The organism is Telmatocola sphagniphila (assembly GCF_018398935.1).
Taxonomy (GTDB): Bacteria; Planctomycetota; Planctomycetia; order Gemmatales; family Gemmataceae; genus Telmatocola; species Telmatocola sphagniphila.
This window is the reverse complement of record NZ_CP074694.1, coordinates 2,733,089-2,752,761: the sequence shown is the minus strand read 5'-3', so window position 1 is coordinate 2,752,761 and position 19,673 is coordinate 2,733,089. Positions and strand designations below refer to the sequence as shown.

Annotated in this window: 14 protein-coding genes; 13 read left to right on the top strand and 1 reads right to left on the bottom strand. The window is 53.5% G+C overall.

The annotated features are described in order from the left end of the window. Nucleotides 1-156 precede the first annotated feature (156 nt). Nucleotides 157-312, bottom strand: coding sequence for a hypothetical protein (locus tag KIH39_RS10875; RefSeq protein ID WP_213499350.1), 156 nt, complete (start codon nucleotides 310-312; stop codon nucleotides 157-159). 465 nt (nucleotides 313-777) lie between these two features. Between KIH39_RS10875 and KIH39_RS10870 the strand changes: the two genes are divergently transcribed. From KIH39_RS10870 to KIH39_RS10810, 13 genes are all read left to right on the top strand, one after another. Next, nucleotides 778-2,094 (top strand): aminotransferase-like domain-containing protein, encoded by a 1,317-nt coding sequence (locus KIH39_RS10870; RefSeq protein ID WP_213499349.1) that lies wholly within the window; start codon nucleotides 778-780, stop codon nucleotides 2,092-2,094. A 167-nt stretch (nucleotides 2,095-2,261) separates the two neighbouring features. Then, nucleotides 2,262-7,067 (top strand): DUF1549 domain-containing protein, encoded by a 4,806-nt coding sequence (locus tag KIH39_RS10865; protein ID WP_213499348.1) that lies wholly within the window; start codon nucleotides 2,262-2,264, stop codon nucleotides 7,065-7,067. Nucleotides 7,068-7,076: 9 nt separating this feature from the next. Continuing rightward, nucleotides 7,077-7,367, top strand: a complete 291-nt coding sequence (locus KIH39_RS10860; RefSeq protein WP_213499347.1) for a hypothetical protein — start codon at nucleotides 7,077-7,079, stop codon at nucleotides 7,365-7,367. A gap of 38 nt (nucleotides 7,368-7,405) precedes the next feature. Then, entirely contained in the window at nucleotides 7,406-8,878 is a 1,473-nt protein-coding gene (locus KIH39_RS10855; protein WP_213499346.1) for a DUF1501 domain-containing protein, read from the top strand. Between the two features lie 402 nt (nucleotides 8,879-9,280). Further along, nucleotides 9,281-10,975: a GspE/PulE family protein gene (locus KIH39_RS10850; RefSeq protein WP_213499345.1), complete on the top strand. Its 1,695-nt coding sequence runs from the start codon at nucleotides 9,281-9,283 to the stop codon at nucleotides 10,973-10,975. A 49-nt stretch (nucleotides 10,976-11,024) separates the two neighbouring features. Further along, nucleotides 11,025-12,233 (top strand): type II secretion system F family protein, encoded by a 1,209-nt coding sequence (locus KIH39_RS10845; RefSeq protein ID WP_213499344.1) that lies wholly within the window; start codon nucleotides 11,025-11,027, stop codon nucleotides 12,231-12,233. An 83-nt stretch (nucleotides 12,234-12,316) separates the two neighbouring features. Continuing rightward, nucleotides 12,317-12,730, top strand: a complete 414-nt coding sequence (locus KIH39_RS10840; RefSeq protein WP_213500371.1) for a type II secretion system protein GspG — start codon at nucleotides 12,317-12,319, stop codon at nucleotides 12,728-12,730. A gap of 36 nt (nucleotides 12,731-12,766) precedes the next feature. Continuing rightward, nucleotides 12,767-13,315 (top strand): pilus assembly FimT family protein, encoded by a 549-nt coding sequence (locus KIH39_RS10835; RefSeq protein WP_213499343.1) that lies wholly within the window; start codon nucleotides 12,767-12,769, stop codon nucleotides 13,313-13,315. Next, on the top strand, nucleotides 13,312-13,884 hold the full coding sequence (gspI, locus tag KIH39_RS10830; RefSeq protein ID WP_213499342.1) for a type II secretion system minor pseudopilin GspI: 573 nt from the start codon (nucleotides 13,312-13,314) through the stop codon (nucleotides 13,882-13,884). Before KIH39_RS10835 ends, gspI begins: the two co-directional genes overlap by 4 nt. Beyond that, nucleotides 13,884-14,816, top strand: coding sequence for a prepilin-type N-terminal cleavage/methylation domain-containing protein (locus KIH39_RS10825; RefSeq protein WP_213499341.1), 933 nt, complete (start codon nucleotides 13,884-13,886; stop codon nucleotides 14,814-14,816). The genes gspI and KIH39_RS10825 overlap by 1 nt, the downstream gene beginning before the upstream one ends. Then, on the top strand, nucleotides 14,813-16,549 hold the full coding sequence (locus KIH39_RS10820) for a type II secretion system protein GspK (protein ID WP_213499340.1): 1,737 nt from the start codon (nucleotides 14,813-14,815) through the stop codon (nucleotides 16,547-16,549). Before KIH39_RS10825 ends, KIH39_RS10820 begins: the two co-directional genes overlap by 4 nt. A gap of 17 nt (nucleotides 16,550-16,566) precedes the next feature. Further along, complete coding sequence (locus tag KIH39_RS10815; RefSeq protein ID WP_213499339.1) at nucleotides 16,567-18,150, top strand: hypothetical protein; 1,584 nt, start codon at nucleotides 16,567-16,569, stop codon at nucleotides 18,148-18,150. Further along, on the top strand, nucleotides 18,150-19,469 hold the full coding sequence (locus KIH39_RS10810) for a hypothetical protein (RefSeq protein ID WP_213499338.1): 1,320 nt from the start codon (nucleotides 18,150-18,152) through the stop codon (nucleotides 19,467-19,469). The genes KIH39_RS10815 and KIH39_RS10810 overlap by 1 nt, the downstream gene beginning before the upstream one ends. Nucleotides 19,470-19,673: the final 204 nt, after the last annotated feature.

Here is a 19,673-nt window from a genome sequence, read left to right as displayed (position 1 = left end):
AACTCCTTCGCATGAGAATCATTTCAATTCATCGGATCGAAGGATGTTGCGGAAGATAGCTAAGTCTGGAAGTTTGCGAAATTCAATTCTGTCAGGGAAGTGTTGGAAGAATCGTAGCGATCCTTCAGTGAAATCCCATTTTTCGCAATTCTTCGATTAATTGCAGCAGTTCGCCGGGCGCGGTGCCGGGGCCAGTTGAGCGCCGTAATTATCGCAGCGTTCCTTGCGTTCGCAACAATGCGGCCGCCAGGATCCGCAACCGCTCAGAAAGGGAAGGAACAGGGCGATGCAAATGAAGGCTAAACGTTTCATGATTTAACTCTCGGGAGTTAAGTGTTGTGTAGGAATTACAATCGGCACTCAATCGTAGATCCTGAGGCAAATGACGCCGGGAAACAGGCCGGAATCAGTCAGGGTTTTTGCGAAATTTGCAGGGGTCACAACAACTATGCCGGTTTTAGCGGCTGCTTTTGAAGGCCACGCTTCTAGTCGTGAGATCGCCAACAAAATCGTTACTCCCCAGCCTAACCTAACCCGGTATTGTCTCTAGCATCGCGGGGTTCTGGCTTGTTTCGAATATCGTTCGACATATAGTTGTTAGTACGAAGATTAGGTATGTGGGTGGCAAATCCTCTAAATGGCCGATCTGCGAAAGTCGTCCCGGTCATCGGGTGGGCTCTTTCAGCTATTAATGAACCATCCTGAGCCGGGTCCGATTGGAAGAATAGTCATCGGCCTCGGTTTGCACCGGGGCTTTTTGCGTTTAGGGAGTCGATCATGCAGCAATCCCGTTTTGGATTTTCCGAAGTCAGCAAGCGGACCCCAGAGTCACCCATTAGCTACTTCATGCAGCAGGCTGTCGAAAATCAGGATATCATCAGTCTGGCCGCCGGGTTGGTCGACACCGGATCGTTACCCGTTCAGGAAATCTCTTCGGCTCTCAACGATATTCTGGGCGATCCCACCAAAGCCCGCGAAGCTTTGCAATATGGCACGACCCAGGGACACTTGCCCCTCCGTGAAAAGATTGCCAAACACTTGGCGAGTCTCGACAAGTCGAGCACGACGTTTAGCCCGAAGGACATCGTAGTCACCACAGGCTCCCAGCAACTTCTGTATATCCTCAGCGAAGTCCTCATCGATGAAGGGGATATCGTTATTACCGAGGCCCCCAGCTACTTCGTCTATCAGGCGGTACTGGCCGGTCGCGGAGCGGAAGTGGTTAGTATTCCCATGGACGAAGAGGGAATGCAAATTCACGCCCTGGAAGAAAGGCTGAAGCAGATCGAAGCAGCCGGGAATCTACCCCGGATCAAAATCATCTACACTGTGGATTATTATCAGAATCCGTCAGGCCGAACGCTGAGCCTGGCTCGCCGTAAGGAACTGATGGCCCTGATGAATCGCTGGTCGAATCGGCTCCGAGCCGTGATCGTCGAAGATGCCGCTTATCGCGAACTTCGTTTCGATGGTCCCGATATCCCCAGCTTGAAGAGCATGGATCCCGAAAACAAATTTGTGGTTTACGCCGGGACTTTCTCCAAACCCTGTTCTCCCGGGCTGAAGAGCGGCTACGCTTTGATGCCGACCGAATTGGTTCGGCCCATTCTGATTATCAAAGCCAACCACGATTTCGGATCGAGCAACCTGACGCAGCACACAGTTGACCGGCTTCTGGAGAATGGGGATTATCAGAAACATGTGCTCGAATTGCAGGAAGTCTATGGCAAGAAGAGCCGGGTGATGCTGGAGGCACTCGAGTCGAATTTCGCCGCCTACCCGGAAGTGACCTGGACCAAGCCGACCGGGGGCATGTTCGTATGGTTAAAGTTGCCGGAGCATATCTCCACAGGGCTTCAAAGCGAATTTCTGAAGGCCGCCATGTCCGAAGGGGTACTTTATGTCCCTGGGATCTTCGCTTATCGCGGGGCAGGTCCACTGCCGGATAGCGAAATGCGTATCACCTATGGCGATGCCTCGGTCGATCGAATCCGCGAAGGCATTCATCGTTTGAAAAAGGCTTATTTGCGAGTGAAAGATACAAAACCGGCCCCCGCTCGCACCGCGAGCAGCCCGAAACCGGCTCTTGTCTAATCGCTTCCCCGAAGCAATCCGCACCCGCTTTGGGCGATAAAATCATTGACCCGGACGTCAAATTGGGTTATTCATTAATATGCGGCTTTAATCTTTTCGATTAAGGCCGTTCCCGCCATTAGCAGTTTTCCCGGCATCGGGTTTTCGTTACGGAAACAGAATTCCTCATGACTCGACCGACACTCTCCGCATTATGTTTGCTGGTTTTGCCGATATTCGCTTGGGCCGAAGAACCCAAAACGCCACCGGCCAAGATCAGTTTTTCAAAGCAGATTATGCCCATATTCCAGGCGAACTGCGTCGGCTGCCATCAGCCGGCCAAGGCTCGCGGCGACTATCTCATGACGAGCTTTGAAAAGCTGATCGCCAGCGGCGAAAGCCAGAAAAAAGCGATTGTGGCCGGGCATCCCGAACAGAGCAATCTGGTAGCCCAAATTATGCCGGACGCCAAGGGGAAAGCCCGAATGCCGGAGAAGAAAAAACCGCTTGAACCGGCCGAGATCGACTTGATAAAAAAATGGATCCTTGAAGGGGCCAGCGACGATACGCCGACAAATGCTCGCGCTAAGTTCGATTCCGATCATCCGCCGATCTACACCCGCCAGCCAGTGATCTCCGGCCTCGATTATTCCCCTGATGGCAAATATCTCGCCGTGACCGGTTTCCACGAGGTTCTGCTGTGGAACAGCGACGGCAGCAAACTGGAAAGTCGTCTCATTGGTTTGGCGGAACGAATTCAGTCGCTACGGTTTTCGCCGAATGGGAAACTTCTGGCAGTGGCCGGTGGTTTGCCGGGCCGAGCAGGCGAAATTCAGATCTGGGACGTCGAAAAGAAGAAATTGAAACTGTCCCACTCCGTAACTTTCGACACTCTTTACGGGGTTTCCTGGTCTCCCGACAGCAGCAAGGTGGCTTTCGGTTGTGCCGACAACACAGTCCGAGTGATAGATACTTCCTCGGGAGAGCAGGTGCTTTATCAAGGTTCGCATAGCGACTGGGCGCTGGATACCTGCTTTACGAATGATGGTACGCACGTGATTTCGGTCAGCCGGGATCGGACGGTCAAACTTACAGAACTGGCTTCGCAGCGGTTTATCGACAACATTACCAGTATTACGCCGGGAGGCCTCAAGGGGGGTCTCATCTGCGTCGCCAAACATCCTAAACGGGAAGAAATCGTCATCGGCGGGGCCGATGGCCAACCAAAAGTTTATCGCGTGTATCGTCAAACGGCTCGAGTCATCGGGGATGATGCAAATCTGGTTCGCGAACTTCCTCCCATGACTGGCCGAGTGAACGGCCTGGCCGTTTCCGCGGATGGCAAGCGGATTGCCGCCGTGAGCAGTCTGGATGGCAAAGGCCAAATCAGTGTTTACGGTTATGAATTCAATCCCGATCTGCCGGGGGATCTTCGCCAAATCAATCAGAAGGTCGTGAATACCCGTTCGCAGGGCGAGAAAGACAAGCTGGCCGAGTTTCTGAAGAAAGACATCAAACGGTATGCGAATGTGGAGAACGTGAAAACGGCTCTGTTTGCCGTCGCTTTCCACCCGAACAGCAAGCAGCTGGCTGTCGCCGGAGCGGATGGCGTTATCCGACTGGTGAATCCGGAAACGGGAAAGACCGAGAAAGAATTCTCGGCCATCACGTTGCAAGTCGCCACTCAAAGTACTGAACCCTCGAAGACAGAAGTCACCAAGGTTTCTTACAAGTCGACTGGGGACATCAAACAGTCCCACAAAGTGGACTTCATTCAGGATGTTCAGCCGATTCTCTCGCGCATGGGTTGCAATGCCGGAACCTGCCACGGCTCGGCCCAGGGCAAAAATGGCTTCAAATTGTCTCTGCGCGGCTACGACCCGATTTTCGACGTCCGCGCCTTAACCGATGAACTGGCCAGCCGACGAGTCAATATTGCTTCTCCGGACGATAGCTTGCTGCTGCTCAAGATTACTAATGCTGTTCCGCACGTCGGCGGACAATTGACCAAGCCGGGCGATCCTTACTACCAGATCCTCCGCAATTGGATCGAGCAGGGGGCGGGTCTGGACCTGAATGCTCCTCGGGTGGTTTCCATTGAAGTGACACCGCAGAATCCGGTCATCGAAAAAATCGGCGATGCCCAGCCACTGACTGTAATTGCAAAATTCGCTGACGGGAAGACCCGTGATGTAACCAAAGAAGCTTTCCTGGATTCCGGGAATACCGAAACCGCCACGGTTGATCGCAGTGCCAAGATGACGGCCATCCGACGGGGCGAGGCGGCCGTGCTGGCTCGTTATGAAGGAGCCTATGCCGCTACTACTTTAACGGTCATGGGAGATCGCACTGGTTTCGAATGGAAAGAACCAGAGAAGTACAATCGAATTGATGAACTGGTCGCCAATAAATGGAAACGCCTGAAGATTCAGCCTTCGGAGTTGTGCAGCGACACCGATTTCATCCGCCGTGTCTATCTCGATTTGACAGGCCTGCCGCCCACCGCTCAGGCTGTTCGCGACTTTGTGGCTGATAAACAGCCCACGCGGAACAAGCGGGAACAATTAATCCAAAAGCTTATCGGTAGCGCGGACTATGTGGAATTCTGGACCAATAAGTGGGCCGATTTGTTACAGGTGAATCGCAAATTCCTCGGCACCGATGGCGCGGCCGAGTTCCGCAAATGGATTCGAACCGAAGTGCAGAAGAACACGCCTTATAACGAGTTCGTCACGAAAATCTTGACGGCCAACGGTTCCAATAAGGAAAATCCCCCGGCCAGTTACTTCAAGATTTTGCGCGATCCCACGGCCATGATGGAGAACACCACCCATCTGTTCCTGGGCGTTCGCTTCAACTGCAACAAGTGCCACGATCACCCGTTCGAACGCTGGACGCAGGACCAATACTACCAAACTTCAGCCTACTTTGCCCGCGTGCAATTAGCCGCCGATCCCAAGGCCGGGGGACAAAACATCGGCGGTACCGATGTTGAACGGCCCAAGCCGCTTTACGAGATCGTTTCGGAGAAAAAGGACGGCGAAGTGACTCACGACCGTACCGGGCAGCCCGCCGTTCCGAAGTTCCCCTATCCAGCCGCGCATGAGGCCAAAGGAGACAGTCGGCGAGTCGAATTAGCCGCCTGGATTACTTCTCCCGACAATCCCTATTTTGCCCGAAGTTTTGTGAATCGGCTGTGGGGATATACTTTTGGGACCGGGATCATCGAGCCGATCGACGATATTCGTGCCGGGAATCCGCCGACCAATCCGGAACTGCTCGATTACCTCACCCGCGAGTTCATCCAGAGTAACTTCAATGTCCAGCACGTGCTGAAGTTGATCGTTTCCTCGCGGACTTATCAACTATCCATCGACACCAACAAGTGGAACGAAGACGACAAGATTAACTTTGCTCACGGAAATGCTAGGCGTTTACCGGCCGAAGTTCTCTTTGACGCGGTGCAGAGGGTCACGGGGGCGCAATCCCATTTCCCAGGCGTCAAAGCCGGTATTCGTGCCGCCGAACTGCCCGATAGCGGCATCGAACTGCCGGACGGTTTCCTCAATAATCTGGGCCGACCTGTTCGGGAAAGTGCCTGCGAGTGCGAACGCTCGGCTGGTTTGCAACTGGGGCCGGTGATGGCTCTGGTGAATGGCCGGACAATCGGCGATTCCATTGCCCAGGATAACAACGCCCTGGCGCAACTCGTCGCCAAAATTCCCGAGGATCGAAAGCTAATCGACGAACTCTTCCTGCGGATTCTGAATCGACCTCCCACTGCGAAGGAAGTCGACCAGACGATCGCGGCCTGGAATGAAATTGATGTCGATCATCAGACGTTGACCAAAGCGCTCGCCGCGTACGAAAAAGAACTGGCTCCGAAACGGGAGAAGGCCGAGCAGGATCGCCTGACTCAATTGGAGCGGGCGAAAAAAGAACTGGCCCAATACGAGCGGGAATTAGAGCCGATTCTGAAGAAACGCGAAGAAGAACGGCAGAAGAAGATTCAAGATATGGAAGCCAAATTCAACTCCTTCCAAAAGGACTACGAAAAGAAGATTTTCGAGATCGAGAAGAAATTCAAGGATGAAGTCGAATGGGTAATCCTCGATCCGAAGACCTTCGCGGGGGCGAAAGAAAATGTGAAGCTGACCAAGCTCGACGATAAATCCCTCTTGGCCGAAAAATCAGTCGCCAAGAGTAACTACAGCATTACTGCGGATACTAACCTGAAGGGGATCTCGGCCTTCCGATTAGAACTGTTAACCACGGAGAAAGCCCCCATGAAAGGACCCGGGTTCGGACCTGGGAATGGCAACTTCGTGCTGACCCAGTTCGAAGTTACCCTCGGAGAAGGGAAGGACGCCAAGAAACTCAAATTGAAGTCGGCCCAATCCGACTTCTCGCAGGATAACTTCACGGCGGCTTCTACGATCGATGGCCAAATCAATGGCGGTAAAGGTTGGGCGGCCGCACCGGCACTCGGCGTCGGGCACTGGATTACCTTCGAACTGGATAAGCCGATCGATCAGGACGGGCTGAAAACGCTGACCTTCAATTTGCTGCAACGCTTCGACGGAGGCAATCACTGTATCGCTCGTTTCCGACTATCGGCCGCGGTAGCCAAGAAGCCCGTGGGTTTGAGTATTTCCGAGGAGTGGAAGCAAATTTTGAAAACTCCTCTGGAAAAACGGAGTGCGGAACAGAAGCAGATGAGTTTGAAATACTTCCAACTCACCGACGTAAATTACCGAAATAAGGTCAATGAGATGAACCTGGCGAGACAACCCCTTCCGGTCGATGCCAAACTGAAAGAATTGAAAGACCGCGTCGAATTGGCGGGAAGACCCTTGCCGCAGGACGCGAAACTGGTTCAAATGAAGCAGGACTTCGAAATTAGTCAGCGACAGCTGGCTAATAAGCGACTGACGGGTGTCCAGGATTTGGCCTGGGCTCTGATCAACAGTCCGGCTTTTCTTTTTAACCGGTAATGCGGCGGCATGAGAAAAAAATCGGGGTCCGACAAAAAACCGAAGCAGGATTCCGCTGCTTATATCAGCAAGGGCCTGCTCTGGGTCGGTCTAATTGGCGCGGCGGCCAGTTTCTTAATCGTGAAACTGGTCCAGTCGCTGGCGGATAAAGAGAACCCGATCAATCAGCGGTTTCGGGATGCCCCGATCTGGGTTCCCGGAATCTTTCTGATTGCCGGGCCGTTGCTGGGACTTTTGTACTATGCCCTGTTTGTGAAGCCAGATAGGGACGCTCAAGGCGATAGCCAGCCGGAAATGTAAGTGAGCTTTCGAATTCTCTCAATCGGAAGGATTGAACCATGCTAGTCATCCCAGGTCAACCGGGTCGCGACCTCTGCGATTCTCACCTAGGAGTCAGTCGTCGCGATTTGCTTCGCGTCGGTGGCTCCGCCTTAATGGGGGTGACACTGGGCGGCTTGCTCGAGAAAAAAGCCCTCAGTGCCAAAGAAGGCAAGTCGGGCGGCGGCCCCGGTTGGGGCAAAGCCAAGAGCATTGTCCTGGTCTATCTGCAAGGTGGTCCCAGCCATCTCGATATGTGGGATCCCAAGGATAATGTCTCCGATAAGGTCCGGAGCGTTTTCTCCGCCATCGACACTAAAATCGCCGGTGTCAAATACACGGAAATTCTTCCGAAACTGGCTCAGGTGAACGATAAGTTTACTTTGATCCGTTCCATGAGCTATACCCCCAACGGCCTGTTTAATCACACGGCCGCCATCTATCAGATGATGACCGGGTATACGACGGATAAAGTTAGTCCCTCCGGCCAACTGGAACCACCCGACCCTAAAGATTTCCCGAATTTCGGGGCAAATATCTGCCGTCTGAAACCAGCATCGACACCAACGCTACCATTTGTCATGCTGCCGCGACCCTTGCAGGAATCGAACGTCGTGGGCAAAGGCGGGACCGCCGGCTTTTTAGGACGGGCGTACGATCCTTACACGCTCTATCCCGACGGCGACGACATGGACATGAGCAAGATGGATCGCATTAAAGTCGAAGATCTCAAACTTCGGCAGGATGTGTTCGTCAATCGGTTGGAACGGCGAGCGAAGCTCCGCGATACCATTAATGCCGGCATGCCCTCGATCGATAATGCCGTGAAGGACTATCACCTGAACGAGTACTACGATCAGGCACTGAATCTGGTGCTTTCGGGCAAGGCTCGCGAAGCGTTCAATCTCGATAAAGAATCGGCGACCCTCCGGGCGGATTATGGCAGAAATACCTTTGGTCAAAGCCTTTTGCTGGCCCGCCGTTTGATCGAAGCCGGCACGCGCGTCGTCGAAGTGGTCTGGCCGAAAGTCGCCAATTCCGACAACCATTCCTGGGACCATCACGTCGGACTGACCGATCGAATGAAAAAGCAATCGGGACCGATGTTCGATACCGGCTTGGCCGCTTTCATCAAAGATCTGGACGCTCGCGGCCTGCTCAGCGAAACGCTGGTTGTCTGCATCGGGGAATTTGGCCGCAGCCCACAGAAAGGCGTCAGCACCTCCGGTAACGGGAATAGTGCGGATGGCCGCGACCACTGGCCGTACTGCTACACCGGTTTGGTGGCTGGGGCCGGAATTCGTCGCGGTGCGATCTACGGGGAATCGGACAACACCGCTTCCAGTCCACGAAAAGACCCAGTCCATCCAGGTGAACTTCTGGCGACAATTTACCATGCGTTCGGTATCGATCCCGAGACGATGGTCCTCAATCACCTGAAGCAGCCTCGAGAACTGGTGCAAGCAAAGGCCATTCCCAAGCTGTTCGGCTGAGAGCGTACTAAAATGGCGGGCGGCCCCGAATTCGGGGCGCCCGTATGCAAGTGCACCTGTCAAATCGCCGGCTCCGAGCCAATCCTTCCCAAATTATCAAATTGACGTTGGCCAGAGTGGTTTGGTTAGTCTAATTGTTAGTTATGTCCTATTTGAGTCGAATTTAAGGCCCATTCGGCTTGTACAGAACGATCTAATTCAGAGGAGTAACGCCTGGCAATAAATTGCCCGGTACGGAAAGAGTACATTTCGTCATTGCGTTCATAGGATGAAAATTGTTAAAACACAAGCAGTAAAGTTGGTTTTACAAGGGATTCCACTGAAAAGTTACTCACTGCCTTTTAATTCCAATTACCTAAAATAATCTTACACTAGCACAAACGATCATTCATCGAGTTCTACATGCAACTGGCACAGAAGTTAGCATCACAGGGGCTATTGTCCGAGGCGGATCTCCGTCGGTTGGGTGAGTTTCGTGTTGCTGAGCCCGATAAACCGATTCACGAAATCATTATCGAGAAGGGACTGGCCAAGGAAGACGCCGTTCTGAAGATTCTGGGCGAAGAGTTCGGAATGGAGGTCGTCGACCTTTCCAACGCCACGATTCCGCCGGAAACTCTGGCTCTGATGCCCACCAAGTTCGTGCATCGCAAATATTTGCTGCCTGTATCGCAGAGCAGTGGGACGCTCGTCGTTGCGACCAGCGATCCTTACGACGTCTACTCGCTGGACGAACTCCAGACGCTGACCGGTTTGGAAATTCAACCGGTCCTGGCAAGTCAGAGAGAAATTCTCCGCTTGATCAAGACCTACTTCGGGTTGGGTGGGGAAACGGTCAGCGCGATGGTCGCCGACCGCGACGACGTCGAACTTCTGGAACAACTCGAAGCGGACGACAGCGAACTGGCCAAACAGGCCCAGGAAGCCTCGGTCGTCAAGCTGGTGAATGATATTCTGATTGAAGCCGCAAATGAGCGGGCCAGCGATATCCACATCGAGCCCGAGGAAACGAGTCTGCGAATTCGTTACCGAATCGACGGTTTGCTGCAAACGCAGGTTCTTCCACCCGAAATGCGGCAGTTCCAAAGCGCTATCATCAGCCGTATCAAAATCATGTCCCGTCTGAATATCGCCGAAAAGCGGCTACCCCAGGACGGCCGTATCAAGATGCGGGTTCAAGGTCGGGAAATTGACGTTCGTGTTTCCATCATCCCAATGGTGCACGGCGAAGGTATCTGTATGCGTCTTTTGGATAAAGGACGCATGGTGTTCAACCTCGCCAACTGCGGGATGCTTCCCGACATTCACAGTACTTTCAAACAACTGATCGATCGTCCGCACGGTATCGTTCTGGTCACCGGCCCCACGGGCTCCGGGAAAAGTACGACTCTGTATAGTGCGCTCAACGAAATCAAGGATGAAGTCACCAAGATCATCACGGTGGAAGATCCGGTTGAATACCAGCAGCCGGGCATCAGCCAGATTCAAACGCACGCTAAAATTGGCCTGACGTTTGCCGCCGCCTTACGATCCATTCTGCGTCACGATCCCGACGTCATTCTGATCGGCGAAATGCGTGACTTGGAGACGGCCCAAAGTGCCATTCAAGCCTCCCTGACCGGGCACTTGGTATTCAGTACCCTTCACACCAACGATTCTCCCAGCGCGTTCACTCGTCTTATTGATATGGGCGTGGAGCCCTTCCTGGTCGGTAGTACGGTGGAAGGCGTCATGGCTCAACGTTTGGTTCGAACCATCTGCCCCGACTGCAAAACCGACTTTATTCCTGAAAAAGAAGAGGTTCCCATCGATTTCCCCGGCCTGAAAGAAGGGGTGATGCCGACTATCAAGAGAGGGGCGGGCTGCAAAGCCTGCCGCAACTCGGGGTATCGCGGTCGAACCGGTATCCACGAACTTCTGGTGAACGGCGAATCGATGAAGGATCTGGTCGTGCAGCGAGTCAACTCGGGGGTGATTCGAGCTGAAGCTTTGAAGAATGGGATGCTGACTCTCCGGCAGACCGGCTGGCGAAAAGTGATGCTGGGGCAGACCACCATCGACGAAGTAGGACGTGTGACCGCAGGGGACTTGAACTAATCGCGTTCCCGCGGCGGGTTATCAGGCCAAATTTTGAAATTGGAAGATCATGCCGGAATTTGCATATGAAGCCGTGGGGCGAACGGGAGCACGCGATACCGGTGTTCTCACCGCCAACTCCGAACGGGATGCCGCCGTGCAGCTCGATGGCCGGGGACTTTGTCCGGTCCGCATCACGCCGGTTGTATCGAAGCATGCCCCTTCGACCGGAAAAAAAGTCAAACCTCGAGTGATGGCGACCTTTTATGCCCAGCTCGCCGATCTTCTCAATTCCGGTGTGCCATTACTGCGATCGCTGGAAATTCTCACCAAGCAGGATGCCCATCCCGTCCTGACGGAAGTCCTCAAAGAGCTCCGCACCAAAGTGGCGGATGGGACTTCGCTCGCCGATTCGATGCGATCCTACCCGAACGTCTTCAATGAACTCTCGGTCAGCATGGTCATGGCCGGTCAGGAAGGGGGCTTCCTGGAGGATGTGCTGCACCGCATCGCGGAGTTCACGGAAGCTCAGGAAGAGTTGAAGGCGAAAGTGGTTGGTGCTCTGGCGTATCCGGTATTTCTCGCGGGAGCCGGTTTCCTCGTACTCAACGGCCTGATTATCTTCTTCGTTCCACAATTCGAGCCGATTTTCGACAAATTGAAATCGAACGGTGAATTGCCGACCATCACGATCTGGTTGCTGGCCGTCAGTCACTTCATGCAGGGCTATTGGTATTTGATCGTAGGGATGTTCTTCGGTGCGATCTGGCTCTACCGGCGCTGGGTCCGCAGTGAGGCCGGGCGGTATCGCATGGATCGAATCCGGCTCAAATTACCCGGCTTCGGCAAACTCCATTTGAGCCTCTGTCTTTCGCGATTTACCCGAATTCTCGGGACGATGCTCCGAAATGGGATTCCGATCCTCAAAGCCCTGGAAATTTCCAAGGACTCCGCTGGCAATAAAGTGCTTTCCAATGCTATTCACGAATCGGCGGAGAATATTACCGCCGGGCAAAGATTGGCCGATCCGTTCCGACGGTGCAAGTACTTCCCCCACGATGTGGTGGAAATGATCGCGGTCGGCGAAGAAAGTAACAGCTTGGAAAAAGTGCTGGTGGATATCGCAAACGGGCTGGAACGTAGAACGGCACGGCAACTGGAACTCTTCGTGCGACTTCTGGAACCTGTGATGCTTCTGGTGATGGCGGCTGTCATTCTGGCGGTCGTTATCGCTTTACTGCTACCAATCTTTAAGATGAGTAGTGCAGTCAGCAGCTAAAAATGAAAATTCTCATGACCTTCTAACTGTCGGCATGCTTATACTTAAGAAATGAGTTCCAAGAACTTGATAAGGGGATAAAAATGCGGATTCAAATCTCTACAACGGGGGCCCGACGACGTGCGGCCTTCACACTGATGGAAGTTATGGTGGTCGTGGCCATCCTCGTCGTTCTGGCGGGTGTGGCCGGTGTGTTCGTGTTCGGGGCTCTCGACGACGCCAAAGGTAAGGCTGCGGAGAGTAGCGCTGCCAGTATCTCGGCGGCGTGCGACCTTTACAAGCTTCGTCTGCAGGACTTTCCGGATCGACTGGAAGACCTCTTGACTCCCCCGGATGGCGGACGCCCGTTCCTCAACTCCAACACGGACATTTATGATCCGTGGGGCAAGCCCTTCCAATACGACAAGAACGGCGCGCATAGCAACGGTCGCAAAGTGGATGTCTGGGCGATCGATCCGGGAACGAATAAGCCGCACGGCAACTGGCGTGAACAGTAGAATCGGATCTTTTCCTCTCAAGCGAGTGCGATAGTCATGAGAAACTCTCAGCGTAGTGCATTCACTTTGCTGGAATTGCTGCTGGTGTTGACGATCATTGTGATCCTCGGTGCCATCGCTATTCCCGCCTTAGAGGGGATTCAGAATTCGTTCCGACTGGAATCCTCCGTGGATCAGATCAAAGCCCGGTTCGCGGAGGCTCGAGCCCACGCTATTGAAGAAAATCAGGATTATCGTTTCGCGGTGCAACCCGATACCTCGAAATACCGGATCGCCCCCGACTCCTCCGATTACTGGGATGGAGGAACGGGGGGAGGTACTAGTACGACAGGTACTACTATTCCCGGAATAATCATCGAAGAAGAAATCGAAAAAGATGTTTTGTTTAAGTTTGCAGACAATTCGAATATGTCTTCCGACTCCGGGGGTTGGACCACTGTGGCTGTTTTTCAACCGATAGGCACATGCCGCAATGATGCGGAAATCCGATTCGAGTTGGAAGGCGTTAAGCCAATCACTGTAAAGATTCGGGCGCTGACTGGGATTATCACCACCAAGCGTGCTGGAACGGAGGAAAGTCCGTGATTCTGCAAACGACTCGCACCCGTAGATCCGGTTTGACGTTATTGGAAGTGATCATCGCTTTTGCCATCTTCCTGATGTCGATTATCGCTTTATACAAGCTCATGGGAAACGCTACCGACAGTGCGATTGAAATCGAATCGCAAAGCAAAGCCACGCGGTTGATCGAATCGAAAATGGCCGAGTTCATCTCGGGTGTGCAACCGCTTTCCGGCGGCGGGGGTGGCAGCTTCGACGATGAGGACGGCTGGAGCTGGTCCGCGGATATCTCGCCGGCCTCGCTCACTAACCTCTATCAGGTCACAATTACGGTTACCAAAGATGGTTCCGACAACGCCATTTTCCCCGCCGCTTCGATGACCCAGTATATCTTCGACCCGACGATGCGGGGCGGTTCGCCCATGATCACTCAGATCGATACCAGCACCAGTAGCAGTACCAGTTCGAGCTCGAGTTCCTCGAGTTCTGGGACGGGCAGCAGCGGGTCGGGTTCCTCGAGTAGCTCGAGCATGGGGAACAGCAGCTCATCCAAGGGCGGGACTGGATCCTCCTCGTCCAAGGGAGGTAACTAGTGATCTATCGCAATACCCATCGTCGAGGCTTTACCCTCCTCGAGGTCATTCTGGCCTGTTCGATTTCCATCTTGTTGCTGGCCGGGCTTTACATCGCGCTGGATCTCCAAGTCCGGATGGCCGCGGCCGGACGAGAAAAAATCGAAAAAGCCACGATCGTTCGTGCTATTTTCGGACGCGTGACCCGGGATCTCTTGCCTTGTGTTTCGCAGACTTACGCGATCAATCCTGCCAGCAGCGGCAGCAGCAGCAGTGGCAGCGGGAGTACAAGCACCAGTTCGACTACCGGTTCCAGCAGTACAACCAGTTCCACGACTTCAACGACGTCCACCACGCCGGGAACCAATATTAACGGGGTTGTGGTTGTGCCGGTGGGATCCGGTGTGATCGGTAGTTCGACGCAATGTACTATCTTTATTGCCCGACCGACTTCGTCCTACGACATCATTGATCCGAACTCGGGACTGCCCTATACCACGGCTCAACAATCCTCCAGTCTTTCAGCCGATACGGTCCAACCGGGCGATCAGCGACGAGTGATTTACTGGCTGGGGAGCAGTTCCAACGGGTTGTGCCGGGAAGAGGATACTTGGATTACTTCGGACACCGTGGAAGATTCCACGCAGCCCGATACGGGCAATGAATCGAATTATGTCATAGCCCCGGAAGTGACGAATCTGCAGTTCGAATATTTCGATGGAACGAATTGGAATGATACCTGGGATGGTTCCACCTATCTCACGGACGGGGTAACCGTGATGGGACCGCCCATGGCGATTCGAGTCCACATCTGGATCGCCACCGGTAAGGGGGATGAATCCAAGGAATATCAGAAAGTCATTGCCATCCTGGCCAGCCCGAATCAGACGACTAATGCCTCAGTTGGAACCTCTGGTTCTTCTGCCGCTCAGTTAAATGGGAGCAGTCCATGACTGGGAATAAATTCCTCCGTCCGACTCAAAACAGAACTGGGACCGTGCTTCTGGCGGTTCTCATCGTTATTGTCGTGCTCAGTTTGGCCGCGTACAAGTACAGCGAACTGATGTCGTTCGAATTGCGCGCCACCAATCGCATTCTGAAAACTTCTCAGGTCAAGGCGCTTGCGGAATCGGGCGTGCATTATGCGGCCGCGCTGCTGGCGACCCCCGATTCGATTACTCAGAACGTCTCTGGCAATCCCTTCAACAACCAGGCCATGTTCTACGCGGTTCAACTGCAGAATACCGACTCCTCGGGGAGTTCCAGCAGTTCAACTAACAATAGTTATTTTTCGATCTGCTCCATCGATTACACCAATCAGAATTCGGATGGTAGCTTTCCCGTCGTCTACGGCGTTACGGATGAAGCCGGAAAGATCAATCTCAATGCCATGATGCAGATCGATCCTTCGGGGCAGACGCTTTACAACATGCTGATGCTACTCCCGAATATGACCGATACCATCGCCAATTCGATTATCGATTGGATGGATCCCGACGATGACGTTCGGCAGGGCGGGGCCGAATCCAGCTATTATCTGTCGCTGACTCCTCCTTATGAGTGCAAAAACGGCCCTCTCGACAGCATCGAAGAATTACTCTTAGTGCAGGGAGTCACCCAACCGCTGCTGCTCGGGAACGATATCAGCCGGAACGGTGTGATCGACAACGGCGAAGATTCCAATCAGCAGGTGGATCCAGGCTGGTTGCCGTATCTGACGGTTTATAGCCGGGAGTCGAACAACGATTCGACCGGAAACCCACGGCTTTACCTGAACAGCCCTGATTTGAACACGTTGTACACCAATCTTCAGCAGTCGCTGAATCAGGATATGGCCACTTTTATAATCGCCTATCGGCTTTATGGCGGTTCGGCAGCGGGCGGCGGTACAACTTTTACGGTTACAATCGGTAACAATTCGGGCTCGGGCTCATCCAATACCACAAGCGGGAGTTCCGCGACCGCGCGAACCACGACAACTAATCAACAATCTGGTGGCGGGACCGGTGGCGGCGCCGGCGGTGGCGGGAATACTCAGACCAAAGTGGGGAATATTGCGGATCTGACGACTGCGGTGCAAAAAGACCTGGCAAATAATACCACCCCAAAAGGCAAAATTACCTCGATCACCAGTCTCTTCAGCAGCACTGTGAGCATCACGTCCCAGGAGACCACCATGGTCAACGGTCGGTCGCAGCAATCCACGGTGACCACGGTTTACAACTTCCCGACTCAAACGGCCCCGATCAACGAATATCTGTCCAAAGCTTTGGATTCGACGACCACTCAGAATTTGTCGGAGATTCCGGCCCGCATCAACATTAACACCGCTCCGCAGGCCGTGCTGACTTGTCTTCCGGGTCTGACCGATACCGATGTCGAACAGATCATTGCCCAGCGACCGGCCCTGAATACCGGTGCTGCGGCCGATACCAGCTATGCGACTCCCGCCTGGCTGGTGACTGAAATGAACATGTCCCTCTCCAAGTTTCAGGCGATCGAACAATACGTGACTTGTGCTTCCCAGGTCTATCGATTCCAATCGATTGGCTATTTCGATCAGGGAGGCCCGCTTTATCGCATCGAGGCTGTTGTCGATTCCAACAATGGAAGTCCTCGAATTCTTTACTATCGAGATCTGACGGAATTGGGCAACTCGATAGATCCCCGGCAGCAACAGCCCTAAATTCGAAGAGGTTTATTGTGTCTCGCTTAATTACCCTGGATGTCGATTCGTCGGCGATCCACGTTCTACTCGGGGCTTCCAAAGGGAACGCCCCGCCAAAAGTCGAGAAGGCAGCGACCTTCCCGTTGTCCTTACCGTTGGGGATCGGTAACGCCGTTGAAACGGGTAAAAACCTCAAGGAATTTTTGCGGGTGCAGGGGATGGCTGCCCCCGGCGTTCTGGTCTGCGTGGGCCGCGATCGCGTGATTCTGAAGGATATCAAATATCCCAACGTGCCGGTTGAAGAAGAAGCGAATATCGTTCGATTCCAGGTCTCCAAAGAGCTGACGGAATCCTCCGAAAGCTATGTAATCGATTACTTCCCCCTCGATGGGTTGGAACCGGACGGCCAGAAGAAGGCGTTGACTGTAGCTCTGAAAAAAGACTACGTCGAATCCGTTCGCATCATGTGCGAAAACGCCGGGCTGAAGCTCAACGGCATCGTTCCCCGCGCCTTCGCGCTCGGTGGCTTGATGCAGAAGACCTTCGCCAGCGGCGCCGTCGTTCCTCCGCAAAGCCCTCAATCGCATTATGCCGTGCTCACTCGCGGTGAACGCTGGGGAGAAATGGCGATCTACAAGGGATCGCAAGTCGTCTTCTCCCGAGCTCTGACCGGCCCGGCTCTGAACGCCGAAACGGCTTTTCTGGGTGAGGTTAAGCGAAACCTGACGGTGTTTGCCAGCCAATCGCCCGGTAGCGTTGTCGAAGCTCTGTATCTACCCGAGGCCGATCAGTCCGGCACCTGGGGGGGACGACTCCGAGCGGGATTGACCATTCCCGTTCATCCTTTCGATCCGTTAGCGGGTCTGGCTTCGGATACCAATCCGCAGGAACGCGGCAATTTTGCCGGTCTAGTCGGTGTGATATCCCTCGGCTCGGACAAAACGGGATTGCCCGTTAACTTTATCTCGCCGCGACAACCCATTCTTCGCCGTGATCCCAATAAGCGAGCACTGGGTTTTGGTGGAATAGCGGTGGGCTTGCTGGTGGTTGGCAGCCTCCTGATCGGGTACCTGAAACTCCAGATGAAAGAAAAGGAACTCGTCAAACTTCGCGGCGAGAAGTCGGAAATTAAAACCCGGCTCGATTCGATCAAGCGCGATCGAGAGAGGGAGAAGGCGGTCGAAGATTGGCGGGTGAAGTCGGTCAACTGGCTCGACGAGCTTTACGATCTGGCTGCACGCTTTCCCAATATCGACAACACGCAGCTTACCAAGCTCACTTTAACGCCGGCCGATACGGCGCAGAAGAATAAAGTCGAAAAGTTTGCCGGTAAGATCACGATGAATATTCAAACGGCCTCAAGCCGCGACGTGGAAAATTTCAAGGCTTCCATGCTCTCAGACAGCAATTATGACGTGATGCAGCGAAAACTTCCCTCTCCGACTTCCAATACCGGAGGAATGCGAGTTTTGAATCAGCTTTATGAAATCATGGCTGAGGTGAAGCATCGCTTACCCAAGGATTACCTCGAGAAACTCACGGTTACCCCTCCCACACCCTCGCGAAGTAACGGCGGGGGCAACTTCAACGGGTTCGGCTTTGGTGGAGGTGGCAACTAATGACGACTAAAGAAAGATCGATGGCACTGGTCCTGATGGTACTGCTGGGCCTCATCGCCGGTGGCCTGCTGATCGTGACCATGATCTATCGTCCCTACCAGGCAAAGGTCAAAGAACAGGATATCCTTTCGAGAGAGTTGCTCGAATTGAAGACGGATGAGGAGTTGGCCATGATACAAATGGCCAAACTCGTCAATGACCGCAAACTGAGCTTGCCGGTGGATTCGGATGGCGGAGTCAGTGTCGCGCGACAGGAGTATGAAGCGCTCCTGGAAAACCTGCTGAAACGAAGCGACTTTCAAGGCAGCCAGTACACTACCAGCAAGATGACGGTCGATACCAAAAACCCCGTCTTCAGCGATGACAAGAAAAAAGTCGTCTATACCAAGATCAAATCCAAAATAACGGCCACCGGACCGCTTTCGAGTCTGGTGAAGTTCCTTTGGAATTTTTACAGGCAGCCGCTGCTTCACTCGATCACCGCTCTGACGATCGAAAAGCCGAACAGTGCGGTCAGTGCGAGGCGCAACACGACCGAGCGCCGGGATCTGACTATCAATCTCGATATCGAAGCTTTGATCCTGGATAATGCGGAGAAACGGCTCACCCTTATGGCCGTCCCCCCGGCAGTTGGGGCTCTTTTCGGCGGAGCGGCCAGCTACCGTTCCGGAATGATTGCTTTGGATCGCGGGGCACAATTCAAGACGGATGAGTTTCTGGCGGCCAATAAACGCGACTATAGCTTGATCGGCTCGAAAGACTTCTTTTATGGTTCCGTGAAAGTGGAGGAAGCCCGACAGGAGCCTCCCGGGATCGATTTGTCGCCCTATATTCGATTGAATACCGCATTCTCGACCTCGGAAGGTCAACTGGCTGCGGAACTCTTCGACGAGTATCACAAGTACGAATACCGCATCGAGCATCAGAAGGACGGCAGCTTTACCAGTCAGTTGTTCTTCTATGCGGGCGAACGGAAAAAGCCCTTTGAGGCCAAGCCCTCGAAATATTTTGAGTACGGTACGGAAGATGAGAACAATCTGGTGCGATACCAGGTTGTGGGGATCGCGGAAACCGGGGCCAAATGCATTTATCTCCGCAAAGTGGATGAGAATTCGGAAAATCGACGGAAAGCGGGTAATTTAATGTTTGGGGGACTCTCGGTCGTTATGCTGCCGGGACAGATTTATAAGTTGGATGTGGGGCGGAAAGTGCGCGAGATGGAGCCAATTCTCAGTAGGCATGCCATCCAGGCGATTTTCAATGGGATTATCCAGATCCCCGTCCCTTCCCAGAGCAAGCAGAGTTCGAGAGGGCTATAATTAGCCATAGCGCGAGGCTTGCCGAGCCTCGCCAATGTCCCATCAGGAAAATGAGTCATTTTTCGGCTTCTCATAATTTAGGTGGTCCGTTTTTGCCGAATCTACCGGTAGTACGGATCATCATGCGTCTTCCAAGATTCGCATGATGCGAATTTCACTCATATCCTCACGAATTTGAGGGTGGGGCAGATTCCCGGGGACCGG